We start from the raw sequence: 16,327 nt of genomic DNA on the forward strand, positions 1-16,327 counted from the left end.
TCCTTGTCCTCAATCCTGGTGTTGGTGGTCGAGAGGTGGCCGTGGTGGCGGCGGTGTGGGGGTGACGAGCACCCGCTGGGCGACGGCCAGCAGGGCGGGGCGCAGCTCCTCGTCGGGGATGTCGGCGAACGCGCCGCACCCCTCGGCGATGCCGGCGAGCAGCACCAGCGCGGCGACCCGCGCGTCCTGCCCGCCGTCGGGGCCGGTCATCGCCTCGATCAGTCGCTCGGAGATGCGCTGGATGTGGGCGAAGGCCGGTTGGGCGAGCAGTTCCGGGAACTCCCCGCGCAGCAGCGCGATCTCACCCCGGAACCGCACCGCGAGGTCGACGAAGCCCTCCGCCGCCACGCGTTGCGCCGCCGCGCCGGTCAGCGCCGAGATCCGCTCGTCCAGCTCGCAGAGGGCCGCGATGGGTCCCGCCATCAGCTCGGCGAGCAGGGCCTCCTTGCCGGCGAAGTGGTAGAGCACCGCCGCCTTGGAGCAGCCCACCTCGCGGGCGATGTCCTGCAACGAGGTGCCCTTGTAGCCGGTCACCGCGAACCGCCGGGCCGCTGCGGCGAGGATCTCGCCGTGCGTACGGGGGGTGCGTCGGATCATGCGTTCCAGCATGCCTGACCGATCGGTCAGACACTGACCGATCGGTCAGAGGAAGTCGGTGGCGTTCACCACAGGGCGGTGCCCCTCACCCCCGGCCGTGCCCCCGGTCGTACGCGGCCCGCGCCTCGCTGATCGCCGTACGGTGCCGCTGCGCCCAGGCGGTCAGCGCCAGCAACGGCTCGTACAGCTCCAACGCCATCGGGGTGGCCCGGTACTCCACCCTCGGCGGCACGCCCGGGTGCACCCGGCGGTGCAACAGGCCGTCCCGTTCCAGATTGCGCAGGGTCAGCGTGAGCATCCGGCGGCTGATCCCCTCGACCTGCCGGGTCAGCTCCGAGAAGCGGACCGGGCCGGGGGAGGCGGCCAGCAGGATGCCGATCGCCCACTTGCCGCCCACCCGGTCCAGCGCCTCCCGCAGGGTGCAGTCGCCGTCCCGCCCGCCGCCGTCGCACTCGTCGCCGTCCTGCTGCCCGCCGGTGTGGCCGTCGCTGTGTTCCCGGGACACGAGGGGTCTCCTTCCGCCGGTGCCATGGTCACAGACGGACACCCCGACGACGGGGCCGGCGGTCGACCCGTGTCGGGGTTGCGCCCGGCCGGCACGCCCGGGAGGGTGGGCGGATGGGTGGGGCGGAGGAGACACGGGACGGGGTCGGCCTGACCAATCTGGGCCAGCCGCTGCTCGCCGGGAGCGACCTGACCAAGCGGGACCTGGTCGACTACCTCGACGCCGTACGCGACCGCATCCTGCCCGGCCTGCGCGACCGGCCGCTGTCGGTGGTCCGGCTGCTGCGCGGGCAGGAGCCGTTCATGCAGAAGAACCTGCCGAAATACACCCCCGACTGGGTACGCCGCACCGCGATCTGGGCCGAGACCTCGCACCGCCAGGTGTCGTACGCGCTCTGCGACGACCGGCGCACCCTGCTCTGGTTCGCCAACCAGCGGGCCGTCGAATACCACCCGGCGCTGGTCACCGCGACCCGCCCCGAGCAGCCCACCCACCTCGTGCTCGATCTCGACCCGCCCGAGGGGGACGCCTTCCCGACGGTGGCCCGGGTCGCCGGGGCGGTCCGCCGGGCGCTGGCCGACGTCGGGCTGGCCGGCGCGGTGAAGACCAGCGGCGCCAAGGGACTGCACGTCTTCGTACCGGTGCACCCGGACACCACCGCCGAGGAGGTGGCTGCCGCGACCCGGGCGCTCGCCGTGCACACCGAACGTCTCGACCCGCAGTCGGCGACCACCGCGTTCATCCGGGAGGACCGGGGCGGCCGGGTCTTCGTCGACCCCACCCGGGCCGGCGGGGCGACGGTGGTCGCCGCGTACAGCCCCCGGATGCGCCCCGGGTTGCCGGTCTCCTTCCCGGTTGCCTGGGACGAGCTCGACCGGGTCACCCCGGCCGACTTCACCGTGCGGACCGTCCCGGCGATGCTCGGCGACCGCGACCCGTGGGCCGGTGCGATGCCCGCACCGCAGCGGCTCCCGGCCGGCCTGGTGGCCGAGGGGCGGACCATCCCGGTGCCCCGGGTGCAGGCCATGCACGAGGGTAAACGCCGCGCCCGGGCCCGCCGCGAAAACCCCTGACCGGCCGTCGCCCGCCCGGCCGGGTGGTGATCGACTCCTGTGGGCCGATGGAGCGGCATCATCGAGCCGGGACAGCGCCACGGGGGCGATACTGCGTGGATCGTCGCGGTGACCCGGAAGCCCGCCCGGGTCGTTGACGGCCGGACACACGACGAAGGCCGCTGATCGGGTTTCCCCTGCTCAGCGGCCTTATCGTGCTGGTCGTCCGTGGTGCCCCCGGCAGGATTCGAACCTGCGCCCCCGCCTCCGGAGGGCGGTGCTCTATCCCCTGAGCTACGGGGGCTCAGCGACCTGAGAAGAGTAGCAAACCCCCTTCCGGATCACCGAATCGCCACCCGGCACCCCCCGGTTCTCCCCGTTGACCTGGGCGACCGTGACGTCGGGCGGGCTGTTCAGGCGGCGGCCAGGGTGCGTCCGCAGCTCGGCAGCGGGTGCAGGACGATGCGCCGGGGCAGCCGGCGGGGCCACTCGTTGCGGGGCCAGGAGCCGTCCACGATCAGGTGCACCGGGTGCTGGTCGACGCCGCTGAGCCGGAGCACGAAGTCGCGGGGCAGCGGCGGGTCCACGCTCGGCGTGGTGACCATGAACCGGACCCGGCCCCGGGACGACACCGCCGAGATCACCTCGGCGGCGGGCATGGTGCCGCGCAGGCGTACCCGGCCGATCCAGTAGACCTCCGCGTCGTGTTCCTGGGCGGCCCGGGTGATGGCCGGGTACTCGCCGCGTACCCAGCGTTCGACCGCACCGACGCAGAGCCCGCAGGCCCGCTCGCGTGGTTCCCGGGGGCCCAGCCCCCAGGCCCGCAGGTACGCCCCGACGGTGCCGGCGTCCATGGTGAGGTCGAAGCGGCGTTGGATGAGCGCGGCGAGGCTCTGGCGCGTCCAGAGTTCCTCGTCCAGCCCGAACCCGTCGGGGTGGACGCCGCGCAGTACGTCGATCAGTTCGAGTTCCTGTTCCCGGCTGAGCGCTCCCGACTCGCCCTGCCGGTGTCCGCGACGGGCGGCTGCCACCGCTCCGTCACCGCCGATGGTGTGGCGTCGGCACCAACTGGTGACCGAGCGCCGCGCGTCTCTGAGTGCAACCCCCACGTCCTACGCAACGAGCACTAATCGCAACTGGTCACGATATGTGGGTAGAAAGCTCTCGTAGGGGCTCAAAGGTGCGCAGCACGCTAAAGATGCAAATCGCCCATAACCTGCCGTGGAGTCGGTGGATGCGCGGAGGCCCGCGTCCGCCGGGGCGGTACGCGGGCCTCCCAGGAGGTCGGGCGGGTCAGCCACCCAGGCGCTTCAGCGCGTTCTGCAGGTTGGTCAGGTCGGTCTGCTGGGTGTTCTTCATGATCTGGGCGACCTTGAGGACGTCGTCGTCGCTGCCGGCGTCCAGGATGCCCTGGATCATGTGGATGCCGCCGAGGTGATGCTTGATCATCATCTGGAGGAAGAGGACGTCCAGCTCGCGTCCCTGGGCGACGCGCAGCTTGGCCATCTCCTCAGGCGTCGCCATCCCCGGCATCAGACCGTTCTCGACCCTGGCCCCGTCGGGCATCCAGGCCATCCGGGGCTCGCTGCCGGTCGGGTCGAGCCCCCACGACCGCAACCAGGTCTGCATGGTGCCGATCTCGCCCTGCTGGCCGGTGGCGATGTCACCGCCGATCTGCCGCACCTCGGGGTCGGTGCCCCGGTCGAAGGCGATCAGCCCCATCTCGACCGCCTGGGCGTGGTGGGTGCTCATGTCCCGGGCGAAGCCGGCTTCCGCCGAGCTGTCGCCAGGCCGGGTCAACGTCGGGGTGAGCAGGCCGCCGGCGTACCCGAGCAGGAGGCCGACCACGATGGCGGCGGCCAGCACGAGCACGCCGTAACGGCCGGCGGGCCGCCGGTCACCTGCGGGGGTGACCGGGGGCTCGACGGGCGGCGTGTCGGTCGTCGCGGGAGCGGTCATCGCCACGTCCTCACTGGGTGGGCATCTCTTGCTGCTGCGGGACGTTGTCGCGCGGGGCGGTGCCGGTGGCCGTGATGCCCTGACCGCAGTTGGCGTTCGGGCCCTCGACCGAGGCGTTCACCCGCAGCGTCTTGATGAACTCGTCGATCCGGCTGTCGTCGGCGTTGTCGACCTTGAGCTGGTAGCCCCACGCCTGCAGCGAGATCGGCTTGTCCAGCCCCTCGAACGGGCTGAGCATGGCCTTCTCGACGCCCTGCACCTTGCCGCGCAGCTTGCTGACCTGGTCGGCCGGCAGGTCGGGACGGTAGGTGATCCACACCGTGCCGTGCTCCAGGCTGTGCACCGCGTGCTCGTTGGCGATCGGGGCGTCGTAGACGTCGCCCATGCAGTTCTGCCAGGCCGGGTTGTGTGGGCCGGCGACCGGGGGGAGCACGTCGTACTTGATCGCGCCCTGCTGGTGCTGGCCGCCCTGGACGAGCTTGGGGTCCTTCTCCCGGAAGTCGACGATGCCGTCGATCTCGGCGGCCCGCTGCTCCCACGACTTGGAACCCTGGAAGGCCGCGTACGCGCCGTAACCGATGATCGAGACAGCGAGCACGCCCACGGCGACGAACAGGGCGATCGGGCCCCAGGACCGGCCCTGGCTGACCTTCACCGGGGTGATCGGCTTGCGCGGGCCCTTGCCGCCCGAGGTCTGCCGGGGGGTGCCCGTGGACTTGGCGGCCCCGGGCTTGCTGGCGCCGGCGGCGGGCCGGCCCGCCGCCGGCTTCTTACCGGTGCTGACCACGGTCGGACGGCGCTGCGGGCCGCCCGGGGTGCTGATGCTCATCGTCCCTCGTCAGGTCGGTCGGTCAGGGGAACTGGCGGGCCGGGTGACGCTCAGGGTCGCCGCCGAGTGCCCGAGTCTACCCCCGATAACATGGTTCGGTGACTCCCGCAGAACTCGCCGAGGTCGTCCTCTCCGCAGCCCACGCCGTCTTCCGCGAGCGCGGGCTCGACCCCGCCGCGCTCCCGGCGCACACGGCGGTGGAGCGACCGCGTAACCCCGACCACGGCGACTACGCCTCGACGCTGGCCCTCCAGCTCAGCAAGAAGGTCGGCGTCCCGCCCCGGGAGCTGGCCGCCGCGCTGGCCGACCAGCTCGGTCGGGCGGCCGGGATCAAGTCGGTGGAGATCGCCGGCCCCGGCTTCCTCAACATCCGGCTCGACGCCGCCGCCGCCGGCCAGCTCGCCCGGGTGATCGTCGAGGCCGGCGAGGAGTACGGCCGCAGCGACCGGCTCGCCGGCCAGCGGATCAACCTGGAGTTCGTCTCGGCCAACCCGACCGGCCCGGTGCACATCGGCGGGGTCCGCTGGGCGGCCGTCGGCGACGCGCTCAGCCGGCTGCTGCGGGCCACCGGCGCCGACGTCGGCACCGAGTACTACTTCAACGACGCCGGGTCGCAGATCGACAGGTTCGCCAGGTCGCTGCTCTGCGCGGCGAAGGGCGAGCCGGCCCCCGAGGACGGCTACGGCGGGGCGTACATCGCCGAGATCGCCGAGCAGGTCCGGGCGATCCGGCCGGACGTGCTCGACCTGCCCGACGGCGAGGCCCAGGAGGTGTTCCGGGTCGAGGGCGTCACGCTGATGTTCGCCGAGATCAGGTCCTCGCTGCGCGGCTTCGGGGTGGAGTTCGACACCTACTTCAACGAGAAGGACCTGCACGACCGGGGTGAGCTGGACCTCGCCCTGGACCGGCTGCGCGCGCAGGGCCACCTGTACGAGGCCGACGGGGCGACCTGGCTGCGCACCATCGACTTCGGTGACGACAAGGACCGGGTGCTGCGCAAGTCCAACGGTGAGTGGACGTACTTCGCTGCCGACTGCGCCTACTACCTGGACAAGCGGGAGCGCGGCTTCGAGCGGGTCGTGATCATGCTGGGCGCGGATCACCACGGCTACATCGGGCGGATGAAGGCGATGTCCGCCTGCTTCGGCGACGACCCGGCGGTCAACCTGGAGATCCTCATCGGCCAGCTGGTCAACCTGGTCCGCGACGGCGTACCACTGCGGATGAGCAAGCGCGCGGGCACCGTGGTCACCCTGGAGGACCTGGTCGACGCGATCGGGGTGGACGCCTCCCGCTACGCGCTGGCCCGCTACTCCAGCGACTCCCCGATCGACATCGACGTCGAGTTGTGGACCCGGGCCACCCGCGACAACCCGGTCTACTACGTGCAGTACGTCGCGGCCCGCACGGCCAGCGTCGGCCGCAACGCCGCCGAGGTCGGCCTGAGCCGGGGCGCCGGGACCGGGTTCCATCCCGAGCTGCTCGACCACGACAAGGAGAACGAGCTGCTCAAGGCGCTCGCCGAGTTCCCCGCCGTGGTCGCCGCCGCCGCCGAGCTGCGCGAGCCGCACCGGGTGGCCCGCTACCTGGAGGACCTGGCCGGGGCGTACCACCGGTTTTACGACAACTGCCGGGTCCTGCCGCGCGGCGACGAGGAGGTCACCGACCTGCACCGGGCCCGGCTCTGGCTCAACGACGCCACCCGCACGGTGATCGCCAACGGGCTGCGCCTGCTCGGCGTCACCGCCCCGGAGAGGATGTAGCCCTGATGCGTGCCCACGAAGCCGGTGCCCTGCACGGCGACATCGGAGACCGGGGGCCGGGCTGGCTGCGTTCGCCGGCCGACGTCAACGCCCTGGTCCCGCAGCTGTGGCCGCGCCAGGTCGAGCGCGGCGCGGGCGGCGCGCTGACCGTCGCGGGCCTCGACGTCCGCGAACTGGCTGCCGGGTACGGCACCCCGGCGTACGTCCTCGACGAGGACGACCTGCGCTCGCGGGCCCGGGACTTCCGGGACGCCTTCCCCGACGTGGACGTCTACTACGCCGGCAAGGCGTTCCTCTGCCGGGCGGTGGTCCGGATGATCGCCGAGGAGGGCCTGCACCTGGACGTCTGCTCCGGCGGCGAGCTGGCCACCGCGCTGTCGGCCGGGATGCCCGCCGAGCGGATCGGCTTCCACGGCAACAACAAGTCCGTCGCCGAGCTGACCCGGGCGCTGGACGCCGGGGTGGGGCGGATCATCCTCGACTCGTTCACCGAGATCGACCGGCTCACCGCGCTGGCCCGGGAACGCGGGGTCCGCCCCGGCGTGCTGATCCGGGTCACCGTCGGGGTGGAGGCGCACACCCACGAGTTCATCGCCACCGCCCACGAGGACCAGAAGTTCGGGTTCTCGCTGGCCGGCGGGGCCGCCGCCGCGGCGGCCTTCCGGGTCATCGACGAGGGTGTGCTGGACCTGCGCGGGCTGCACTCGCACATCGGTTCGCAGATCTTCGACACCAGCGGCTTCGAGGTCTCCGCCCGCCGGGTGCTCGCCCTGCAGGCGCAGATCCGCGACGCCCGGGGGGTGGAGCTGCCCGAGCTGGACCTGGGCGGCGGCTTCGGCATCGCCTACACCACCCAGGACGACCCGTCGACGCCGGCGGAACTGGCCAAGCGGCTCCGCAAGATCGTCGACTCGGAGTGCGCGGCGGAGAACCTGGCCGTCCCGCACCTGTCGATCGAACCGGGCCGGGCCATCGTCGGCCCCGCCGTGTTCACCCTCTACACGGTCGGCACCGTCAAGGACGTCGACGGGCTGCGCACGTACGTCAGCGTGGACGGCGGGATGAGCGACAACATCCGGACCGCCCTCTACGACGCCTCGTACTCGGCGACGCTGGCCGGCCGGACCTCGACCGCCGAGCCACTGCTGGCCCGCGTGGTGGGAAAGCATTGTGAGTCCGGGGACATCGTGGTGAAGGATGAATTCCTGCCCGCCGACGTGCAGCCCGGAGATCTTGTCGCGGTCCCCGGCACGGGGGCGTACTGCCGGAGCATGGCCAGCAACTACAACCATGTGCCCCGCCCCCCGGTGGTAGCGGTGCGTGACGGCCGAGCCCGGCTGATCGTACGGCGGGAGACCGAAGAAGACCTGCTCGCTTTGGATGTGGGATGACGTCACCTGTGCGCTTGGCTCTGCTCGGCTGCGGAACGGTCGGTAGCGAGGTGGTCCGGCTGCTGCACGAGCAGGCCGCCGACCTGGCCGCCCGGATCGGTGCTCCGCTGGAGATCGCCGGTATCGCCGTGCGCCGCCTCGGCCGGGACCGGGGTGGCCTCCCCGTCGACCCGGCGCTGTTCACCACCGACCCGCTCGGCCTGATCAAACGCGACGACGTGGACGTCGTCGTCGAGGTGGTCGGCGGTATCGAGCCGGCGCGGAGCTGGCTGGTGGAGGCGCTGCGCGCCGGCAAGAGCGTGGTCACCGCCAACAAGGCGCTGCTCGCCGAGGACGGCGCGGCCCTGCACGACGCGGCGGCCGAGGGCGGGGCCGACCTCTACTACGAGGCCTCCGTCGCCGGGGCGATCCCGCTGCTGCGCCCGCTGCGCGAGTCGCTGCACGGCGACCGGATCAACCGGGTCACCGGCATCGTCAACGGCACCACCAACTTCATCCTCTCCGCGATGGACGCCACCGGTGCCGGCTTCGCCGAGGCGCTGGACGAGGCGACCGAGCTGGGGTATGCCGAGGCCGACCCGACCGCCGACGTGGAGGGCTTCGACGCCGCCGCGAAGGCCGCCATCCTGGCGTCGCTGGCCTTCCACACCCGGGTCACCGCCGCCGACGTGCACCGTGAGGGCATCACCGAGGTCACCGTCGCCGACATGGCCAGCGCCAAGGCGATGGGCTGCACTATCAAACTGCTCTGCATCGCCGCCCGGGGCACCGACGCCGCCGGCCGGGAGACGGTCAGCGTCCGGGTGCACCCCGCGATGATCCCGCTGACCCACCCGCTGGCCAGCGTCGGCGACGCGTTCAACGCGGTTTTCGTCGAGGCCGAGGCGGCCGGGCAGCTGATGTTCTACGGCCGGGGGGCCGGTGGTGCGCCGACGGCCAGCGCGGTCCTCGGCGACGTGGTCGCGGTGTCCCGTAACCGGCTCGCCGGCGCCCATGCGGCCAGCGAGTCCGCCTACGCCGACCTGGCGGTCCGGCCGATGGGCGAGGCGCTGACCCGTTACCACATCAGTCTCGACGTGGTCGACCGGCCGGGTGTGCTCCAGGCGGTGGCCGGGGTGTTCGCCAGGCACGACGTGTCCATCGCCACCGTCCGGCAGGGGCCGGCCGGTGGCGGTCCGGCCGGCCGTGGCGAGGACGCCGACCTGGTCATCGTCACCCACGTCGCCCCGGACGCCGCGCTCGCCGCGACGGTACGGGAGCTGCGCGGGCTGGACATCGTCCGGTCGGTGGCCAGCGTGCTGCGGGTCGAGGGCGGGGCGTGACCGGGCGTCTCGCCTGATGGTTATCGGTGGGTGTGCCGGGGCGCGATGGGCGAGGCTGGTCCAGGCTGGCAGGGGCTCCGGCGCGACCGGGGCGGCAGAGGCGAGGAGAGCGACATGTGGCGGGGCCTGATCGAGACGTACCGGGACCGGCTGCCGGTCACCGACGCCACGCCCGTGGTCACCCTGCACGAGGGGAACACCCCGCTGCTGCCCGCGCCGGCGCTCTCCGCCCGGCTCGGCGCGGACGTCTACCTCAAGGTCGAGGGGGCCAACCCGACCGGCTCGTTCAAGGACCGGGGGATGACCGTCGCCGTCTCCAAGGCGGTCGAGGCCGGCGACAAGGCGATCATCTGCGCCTCCACCGGCAACACCAGCGCCTCCGCCGCGGCGTACGCGGCCCGGGCCGGGATCACCTGCGCGGTGCTGGTGCCGCAGGGCAAGATCGCGCTGGGCAAGCTGGCCCAGGCGCTGGTGCACGGGGCCAAGCTGCTCCAGGTGCAGGGCAACTTCGACGACTGTCTGGCGCTGGCCTCGAAGCTCGCCCAGGACTTCCCGGTGGCCCTGGTCAACTCGGTCAACCCGGACCGGCTGCACGGCCAGAAGACGGCCGCCTTCGAGATCGTCGAGGCGCTCGGTGACGCCCCCGACATCCACTGCCTGCCGGTCGGCAACGCCGGCAACATCTCCGCCTACTGGATGGGCTACTCGGAGGACCTGCGCGCCGGCAACGCCACCCGCGCCCCGAAGATGTACGGCTTCCAGGCCGCCGGGGCGGCCCCGATCGTCAGCGGCCAGGTGGTGCCGGAGCCGTCGACCATCGCCACCGCCATCCGGATCGGCAACCCGGCGAGCTGGACCAAGGCGCTCGACGCCCGGGACACCTCGCAGGGGCTGATCGCCGCGGTGACCGACCGCGAGATCCTGGCCGCCTACCGGCTGCTCGCCCGGGAGGTGGGGGTCTTCGTCGAGTTGGGCAGCGCGGCCAGCGTGGCGGGGCTGCTCCAGCAGGGGGCCGAGGGCCGGGTGCCGGCCGGGTCGACGGTGGTGTGCACGGTCACCGGCCACGGCCTGAAGGACCCCGAGTGGGCGATCTCCACCGCCCCCGCCCCGATCACCATCGCCAACGACGCCCTGACCGCGGCCCGCTCCCTCGACCTGGCCTGATTCCCGCCCCGCGCCGGGCGACGGTGCCGTTCCCCGTCGACCAGGCCGTCGGGTGACCACCCCGTGACAGGTGGGGGAGACCGGGTCGGGCAGACTTTCCTCACGCTGTCCCCTCTCCCAGGAGTGAGCCACGCCGATGTCGCTGCTCGCCAGATCCAGCCTCGCCAACCGGGGGCTCGTCGCCCTGATCGCGGTGGTGACCGCGGCGTTCGGGGCGTTCGCCGTCCCCTCGCTCAAGCAGCAGTTGCTGCCCTCGCTGGAGTTCCCCGGCGCGTTCGTCGTCGCGGTCTACCCGGGCGCCTCGCCGGAGATCGTCGAGGCGCAGGTCGCCGAGCCGATCGAGAACAGTCTCCGGAGCATTCCCGGCCTGGAGAAGGTCACCTCCACCTCGCGGGAGGGGTCGGCGACGATCGCGGTGGAGTTCGTCTTCGGCACCGACATCGACGACGTGGCCAACAAGATGCAGACCGCGCTGAGCCGGGTCGACGCGCAACTGCCCGAGGAGGTCGACCCGCAGGTCATCACCGGCAGCACCGACGACCTGCCGGCCGTGGTGCTGGCGGCCACCGGCGGTGGCGACGAGCAGGCCCTCGCCGCCAAACTGCGCGACACGGTGGTGCCGGAGCTGGAGGGGATCGACGGGGTCCGCACGGTCGCCGTCACCGGCACCCGCGAGCAGGTCGTGACGATCGTGCCGGACCCGGCGAAGTTCGCCGCCGCCAAGCTGACCCCGACCGCGATCGCCACCGCGCTGAAGTCCAACGGCATCGCCGTCCCGGCCGGCGCGGTCGTCGACGGCACCACCGCGCTGCCGGTGCAGGTGGGCGCCCCGGTCACCACACTCGACCAGTTGCGAGGCATCGCGCTCACCCCGACCGCGCCGAAGGCCGCTCCGGTCCGGCTCGGTGACGTGGCGACCGTCGAGCAGCAGCTCGCCCCGGCCACCGCGATCACCCGTACCAACGGCAAGGAGAGCATCGGGGTCCAGATCACGGCTGCGCAGGACGGCAACGCCGTACGGATCTCGCACGACATCCGGGACCGGCTGGACGACCTGCGGTCCGCCTCCGGCGCCGAGCTGACCATCGTGTTCGACCAGGCCCCGTTCGTCGAGAAGTCGATCGAGAGCCTGACCACCGAGGGACTGCTCGGCCTGCTGATGGCGGTCGTGGTGATCCTGGTCTTCCTGCTGTCGGTCCGGTCCACCCTGGTCACCGCGGTCTCCATCCCGCTGTCGGTGGTGGTGGCGCTGCTCGCCCTGTGGATCGGCGACTACTCGCTCAACCTGCTCACCCTGGGTGCGCTCACCATCGCGGTCGGGCGGGTGGTGGACGACTCGATCGTGGTGTTGGAGAACATCAAACGCCACCTGGAGTACGGCGAACCCAAGCGGGACGCGATCGTCGCCGCCGTCCGCGAGGTGGCCGGGGCGGTGACCGCGTCGACGCTCACCACGGTCGCGGTGTTCGCGCCGATCGCCCTGGTGGGTGGCTTCGTCGGGCAGCTCTTCGCGCCGTTCGCGATCACCGTCACGGTGGCCCTGCTCGCTTCGCTGCTGGTGTCGCTGACGGTGATCCCGGTGCTGGCGTACTGGTTCCTCAAGCCGCCGCGGGACGGGGCGGACGAGGCGGTGCGCCGGGCCGCCGAGGCCAAGGAACTGCGCAGCCCGTTGCAGCGGGCGTACCTGCCGGCGATCGGGTTCGCCACCCGGACCCGCCGGACCCGGTGGATCACCGTGGCGGTGGGCATCCTGCTGCTGTTCGGCACGTTCGGGTTGGCCCAGAAGCTGGAGACCAACTTCCTCGACGACTCGGGCCAGGACACTCTGAACATCAGCCAGAAGCTGCCGGCCGGCTCCGGGCTGGCCGCGACCGACGCGGCGGCCCGCCTGGTCGAGGGGGTGCTGGCACGTACCGATGGGGTCGAGACCTACCAGGTGAGCGCGGGCGGCAACGACCAGCCGTGGTTGGGCGGCGGGGGCAACAACACCGCCCAGTGGTCGGTGGCGCTCGGTGGGGACACCGACGCCAAGGAGATGAAGGAGGTCCTGCGCCGGGAGTTCGACCGGCTCGGGTCCGGGGCCGGCGAGTTGAGCTTCGGCAACGGGCAGGGTGCCACGTCCGGCAGCCAGTTGGAGGTGGTCGTCCAGGCCGCCGACACCGACACCCTGAACCGGGCCGCCGACCAGGTCCGGGCGGCGATGGCGGGCACCCCCGGCGTCGAGGACGTCGCCACCAGCCTGGCCGACCGGGTGCCCCGGGTCGACGTGACGGTCGACCGGCTCGCCGCGGCCCGGGTGGGGCTCAGTGAGGCCGCGGTCGGGCAGTTGGTGTCGCAGGCGTACCGGGGCAGCGCGCTGGGCCGGGTGACCCTCGACGGCGGCCAGCAGGACGTGGTGCTGCGGACGACGGCGGCCCCGCCGCTGACCGAGGAGCAGTTGCGGGCGCTGCCGGTGGGCCCGGTGAAGCTCGACGACATCGCCGACGTCACCCGGGGCGAGGGGCCGCAGCAGATCACCCGGATCGACGGTGAGCGCAGCGTCTCGGTGACCGGCACGGCCACCGGCTCCAACCTCGGTGCGACGACGGCCGAGCTGAAGAAGCGGCTGGACGATCTGGACGTGCCGGGGGCGACGATCGCCGTGGGTGGCGCGAGCGCCCAGCAGGAGGACGCCTTCGGCGATCTGGGCCTGGCGGTGCTGGCGGCGATCGCGATCGTCTTCCTGATCATGGTGGCGACGTTCCGGAGCATCACCCAGGCGCTGATCCTGCTGATCTCCGTCCCGTTCGCGGCGACCGGCGCGATCGCCCTGCTGCTGGTCACCGGGACCCCGCTGGGTGTGCCGGCGCTGATCGGCGTGCTCATGCTGGTCGGCATCGTGGTGACCAACGCGATCGTGCTGCTGGATCTGATCAACCAGTACCGGGCGCAGGGGATGGGCATCACCGAGGCGGTGGTCGAGGGCGGCCGGCGTCGGCTGCGGCCGATCCTGATGACGGCGGTGGCGACGATCTTCGCGCTGCTGCCGATGGCCCTCGGGCTGACCGGCGAGGGCGGCTTCATCTCCCAGCCGCTCGCGGTGGTGGTGATCGGTGGGCTGCTCAGTTCGACCCTGCTCACCCTGGTCCTGGTGCCGACCCTCTACACGATGGTGGAACGCACCAAGGAGTCGCTGCGCGAGCGGCGGGCCGGCCGGCGGGGGCGGGCCTCCGACGAGGGCGGCCCCACCGGGACGCCCGCCGAGCCGGCCGCGGAGGTGCCGACGCCGGTGGGTGCCCCGGCGGCCGAGGCGTCGGGTGAACCGTCGGCCCGACCGACCCCGTCGGCGGCGCTGGTGGACGGCACCGACCAGTTCGAGGTGCTGCGGCTGCCGAAGAGCCGCCGGTCGCCGCTGCCACCTACCGAGTAGTCCGTCCCGGCCGCGTCGCACCGGCCACCCCCGACCCGCCGCGACCGGGTCGGGGGCGGAGCCGCCGTCGCGCCACGACGCGCCCCCGGTCCGGGGTCACCGGGCCGGGGGCGCGTCGCGTCGCACCCGGGACAGCAGACCTGCCACCGGGTACGGTCACCCCATGCTCCGCTACTGTCGGCCATCTCCGATCCACCCTGGGTGATGGTCGTCGACGGGGCGGAGCCGACCGGCCCGGGCGGCGGGCGGTGGGGCCGGCGACGGGTGCTCGGCGGCGGGGCGCTGCTGGCCGGAGGCGTCGCGCTGGGGGCCACCGGCATGTCCCGGGGGACCTGGCTGGCCGACCGGCACCTGCCGTTGTCCGGCGGCCCGGCCAGCGCCACCGTCGGCAACCGGCGGCAGGACGTCGGCTCGGGCGGGCTCCAGGTGGTGTGGCACGTCCCGACCACGCGACGGCTGGTTGCGCTGACCTTCGACGACGGCCCGCTGCCGCAGTGGACGCCGACCGTGCTGGACACTCTGGACACGCACGCGGTGCCGGCGACCTTCTTCCTGGTCGGGGAACGGGTGCGCCGGCACGCCGGGCTGATCCGGGGGCGGCTGGCCCGGCACGAGGTGGGCAACCACAGTTGGCGGCACCGGGACCTGGCGAGGCTGGCCGCCGCCGCCGTGCACGACGACCTGCGCCGCTCGCACGAGACCATCGCCGAGGTCACCGGCATGCCGCCCCGGCTGGTCCGGCCCCCGTACGGGCACCTGGGCGGCGGGGTGCTGCACGCCGCCGTACGCCTCGACTACCGGGTCGTGCTCTGGTCGTTGCAGATGGTGGAGGGGGAGTACCCGGACGACCCGGCGGGGCACGCCCGGCGGATCGTGTCCGACGTCGTGCCGGGCACCATCCTGCTCGCCCACGACGCGGGCCCGGAGAACCGTCAGGTGGCGCTGCGCGGACTGGCCGCGATGATCACCGGCCTACGGGCCCGGGGCTACACCTTCGTCACGGTCTCCGAGCTGCTGGCCCACCCGACCGGCTCCCGCACCGGGGGGTAGGGTCCGGGCACGTGTCCTCTCCGCTCTCCGTCCTCGCCCGCAACCGGGACTTCCGCAATCTCTTCCTCGCCGAGCTGGTGGTCTTCGGGGCCGACTGGTTCGTCATGGTGCCGCTGCTGGTGCTGCTGCCGGAACTGACCGGCAGCGGGGTGTGGGGCGCCCTGGTGCTGGCGCTGGACACCGGGGTGCTGGCGCTGCTGCTGCCGTACACCGGGACCATCGCCGACCGGTTCGACCGCCGGAAGGTCATGATGGCCGCGAACGGCGTGACGCTGCTCGGCGTGCTGCTGCTGCTCGGCGTCCGTGACGCCGGTACGGCCTGGCTGGCCATGGTGGCGATCACCGCGGTGGCGGTCGGCAAGGCGTTCTACTCGCCGGCCGCGCAGGCCGCCCTGCCCAACGTGCTCGATCCGGCCGACCTGGCCGTCGGCAACGCCGTCGCCGGCTCCGCCTGGGGGACGATGACGGTGGTCGGGGCGTCCCTCGGTGGCGTGCTGACCGCGGCCGTCGGGCCGTACGCCTGCTTCTGGGTGGGGGTGGTCGGCCTGGTGGCGGCGGCGGGCCTGGCGGCGCTGATCCGCCGGCCGTTGCAGGCACCCCGGGAGGCCGACCGGACGACCCCGCGCACCTGGACGGCCATCCGCGAGGCGCTGGGCCACATCCGGCACCGGCCCCGGGTGCTGGCGCTGGTCACGGTGAAGTCGGCGGTGGGGCTGGGCAACGGCGTGCTGACCGTCTTCCCCCTGCTGGCCGCCGTGTACGGGGCCGGGCCGGTCGGCACCGGCCTGCTCTTCGCGGCGCGTGGGGCGGGGGCACTGGTGGGCCCGATCCTGATGAGCCGGGTGCTGACCAACCGGGCCTGGCTGCTGTCCGGCCTGGCCCTGTCGATGTCGCTGTACGGCCTGGCCTACCTGGGCGCGGCGGTGGCGAGCTGGTTCCCGCTGGTGCTGCTGCTGGTCTTCGTGGCCCACTTCGGCGGCGGCAGCAACTGGGTGCTGTCGAACTTCGCCCTCCAGGGCGAGGTGCCCGACCGGCTGCGCGGCCGGGTGTTCGCCACCGACATGATGCTGGCGACCCTGGCGATCTCGGTCAGTCAGCTCGTGGTGGCCGGCGTGGTCGACCTGGTCGACGAGCGGGTGGTACTGGCCGGCTGCGGCCTGGTCACCGTCGTGTACGCGGTGGGCTGGCGGATCGCCACCCGCCGGCTCTCGCTCACCGACCCGGCCACCGGCGGTGACCCGCTGACCGCCCGCTGACCACGGCGGGCGGTGCGGCTCAGTCGGCGT

Annotated in this window: 13 protein-coding genes and 1 tRNA gene; 8 read left to right on the forward strand and 6 right to left on the reverse strand. The window is 73.0% G+C overall.

Going from position 1 to position 16,327, the window contains the following annotated elements; genetic code table 11:
- Window positions 1-9: 9 nt before the first annotated feature.
- Entirely contained in the window at window positions 10-597 is a 588-nt protein-coding gene (locus ACN267_RS30465; RefSeq protein ID WP_204957980.1) for a TetR/AcrR family transcriptional regulator, read from the reverse strand.
- Between the two features lie 85 nt (window positions 598-682).
- Complete coding sequence (locus ACN267_RS30470; protein WP_239485203.1) at window positions 683-1,015, reverse strand: winged helix-turn-helix transcriptional regulator; 333 nt, start codon at window positions 1,013-1,015, stop codon at window positions 683-685.
- A gap of 200 nt (window positions 1,016-1,215) precedes the next feature.
- On the opposite strand from ACN267_RS30470, the gene ligD reads away from it, so the two are divergent.
- Window positions 1,216-2,175, forward strand: a complete 960-nt coding sequence (gene ligD / locus ACN267_RS30475; RefSeq protein ID WP_421490194.1) for a non-homologous end-joining DNA ligase — start codon at window positions 1,216-1,218, stop codon at window positions 2,173-2,175.
- Window positions 2,176-2,383: 208 nt separating this feature from the next.
- Here ligD and ACN267_RS30480 read toward each other — a convergent pair.
- The 4 genes from ACN267_RS30480 to ACN267_RS30495 all read right to left on the reverse strand — a co-directional run bounded on the left by ACN267_RS30480 (window position 2,384) and on the right by ACN267_RS30495 (window position 4,942).
- Window positions 2,384-2,458, reverse strand: a tRNA-Arg gene (locus ACN267_RS30480).
- Window positions 2,459-2,567: 109 nt separating this feature from the next.
- The gene (locus tag ACN267_RS30485) at window positions 2,568-3,263 is read right to left on the reverse strand and encodes a winged helix-turn-helix domain-containing protein (protein ID WP_204957983.1); all 696 of its coding nucleotides are present in this window, start codon (window positions 3,261-3,263) and stop codon (window positions 2,568-2,570) included.
- A gap of 184 nt (window positions 3,264-3,447) precedes the next feature.
- On the reverse strand, window positions 3,448-4,113 hold the full coding sequence (locus ACN267_RS30490; protein ID WP_204957984.1) for a DUF305 domain-containing protein: 666 nt from the start codon (window positions 4,111-4,113) through the stop codon (window positions 3,448-3,450).
- Window positions 4,114-4,123: 10 nt separating this feature from the next.
- The gene (locus tag ACN267_RS30495; RefSeq protein WP_204957985.1) at window positions 4,124-4,942 is read right to left on the reverse strand and encodes a DUF3105 domain-containing protein; all 819 of its coding nucleotides are present in this window, start codon (window positions 4,940-4,942) and stop codon (window positions 4,124-4,126) included.
- A 98-nt stretch (window positions 4,943-5,040) separates the two neighbouring features.
- On the opposite strand from ACN267_RS30495, the gene argS reads away from it, so the two are divergent.
- The 7 genes from argS (at window position 5,041) to ACN267_RS30530 (ending at window position 16,297) form a co-directional block, all read left to right on the forward strand.
- Window positions 5,041-6,705, forward strand: coding sequence for an arginine--tRNA ligase (gene argS / locus ACN267_RS30500; protein ID WP_421490195.1), 1,665 nt, complete (start codon window positions 5,041-5,043; stop codon window positions 6,703-6,705).
- Window positions 6,706-6,710: 5 nt separating this feature from the next.
- Complete coding sequence (gene lysA, locus ACN267_RS30505) at window positions 6,711-8,096, forward strand: diaminopimelate decarboxylase (protein WP_421490196.1); 1,386 nt, start codon at window positions 6,711-6,713, stop codon at window positions 8,094-8,096.
- Between the two features lie 8 nt (window positions 8,097-8,104).
- A complete protein-coding gene (locus ACN267_RS30510; RefSeq protein WP_204958216.1) occupies window positions 8,105-9,418 on the forward strand; it encodes a homoserine dehydrogenase in 1,314 nt (437 codons plus the stop codon).
- Window positions 9,419-9,532: 114 nt separating this feature from the next.
- A complete protein-coding gene (gene thrC / locus ACN267_RS30515; RefSeq protein WP_204957988.1) occupies window positions 9,533-10,582 on the forward strand; it encodes a threonine synthase in 1,050 nt (349 codons plus the stop codon).
- A 136-nt stretch (window positions 10,583-10,718) separates the two neighbouring features.
- Entirely contained in the window at window positions 10,719-13,991 is a 3,273-nt protein-coding gene (locus ACN267_RS30520) for an efflux RND transporter permease subunit (RefSeq protein ID WP_421490197.1), read from the forward strand.
- Between the two features lie 204 nt (window positions 13,992-14,195).
- Window positions 14,196-15,041 carry a polysaccharide deacetylase family protein gene (locus tag ACN267_RS30525; RefSeq protein ID WP_281902880.1) on the forward strand — a complete coding sequence of 282 codons (846 nt, stop codon included), beginning with the start codon at window positions 14,196-14,198 and terminating at the stop codon, window positions 15,039-15,041.
- An 11-nt stretch (window positions 15,042-15,052) separates the two neighbouring features.
- Window positions 15,053-16,297 carry an MFS transporter gene (locus ACN267_RS30530; protein WP_421490198.1) on the forward strand — a complete coding sequence of 415 codons (1,245 nt, stop codon included), beginning with the start codon at window positions 15,053-15,055 and terminating at the stop codon, window positions 16,295-16,297.
- The last annotated feature ends 30 nt before the right edge of the window (window positions 16,298-16,327 follow it).

This window comes from Micromonospora sp. WMMD734, from assembly GCF_049178975.1.
Taxonomy (GTDB): domain Bacteria; phylum Actinomycetota; class Actinomycetes; order Mycobacteriales; family Micromonosporaceae; genus Micromonospora; species Micromonospora wenchangensis.

Excerpts from the sequence above, each read along its gene's own strand:
- ACN267_RS30465 (WP_204957980.1), bottom strand. The coding sequence starts at position 597 with ATGATCCGACGCACCCCCCGTACGCACGGCGAGATCCTCGCCGCAGCG.
- ligD (WP_421490194.1), top strand. The coding sequence starts at position 1,216 with ATGGGTGGGGCGGAGGAGACACGGGACGGGGTCGGCCTGACCAATCTG.
- ACN267_RS30490 (WP_204957984.1), bottom strand. The coding sequence starts at position 4,113 with ATGACCGCTCCCGCGACGACCGACACGCCGCCCGTCGAGCCCCCGGTC.
- ACN267_RS30495 (WP_204957985.1), bottom strand. The coding sequence starts at position 4,942 with ATGAGCATCAGCACCCCGGGCGGCCCGCAGCGCCGTCCGACCGTGGTC.
- lysA (WP_421490196.1), top strand. The coding sequence starts at position 6,711 with ATGCGTGCCCACGAAGCCGGTGCCCTGCACGGCGACATCGGAGACCGG.
- thrC (WP_204957988.1), top strand. The coding sequence starts at position 9,533 with ATGTGGCGGGGCCTGATCGAGACGTACCGGGACCGGCTGCCGGTCACC.
- ACN267_RS30520 (WP_421490197.1), top strand. The coding sequence starts at position 10,719 with ATGTCGCTGCTCGCCAGATCCAGCCTCGCCAACCGGGGGCTCGTCGCC.
- ACN267_RS30525 (WP_281902880.1), top strand. The coding sequence starts at position 14,196 with ATGGTCGTCGACGGGGCGGAGCCGACCGGCCCGGGCGGCGGGCGGTGG.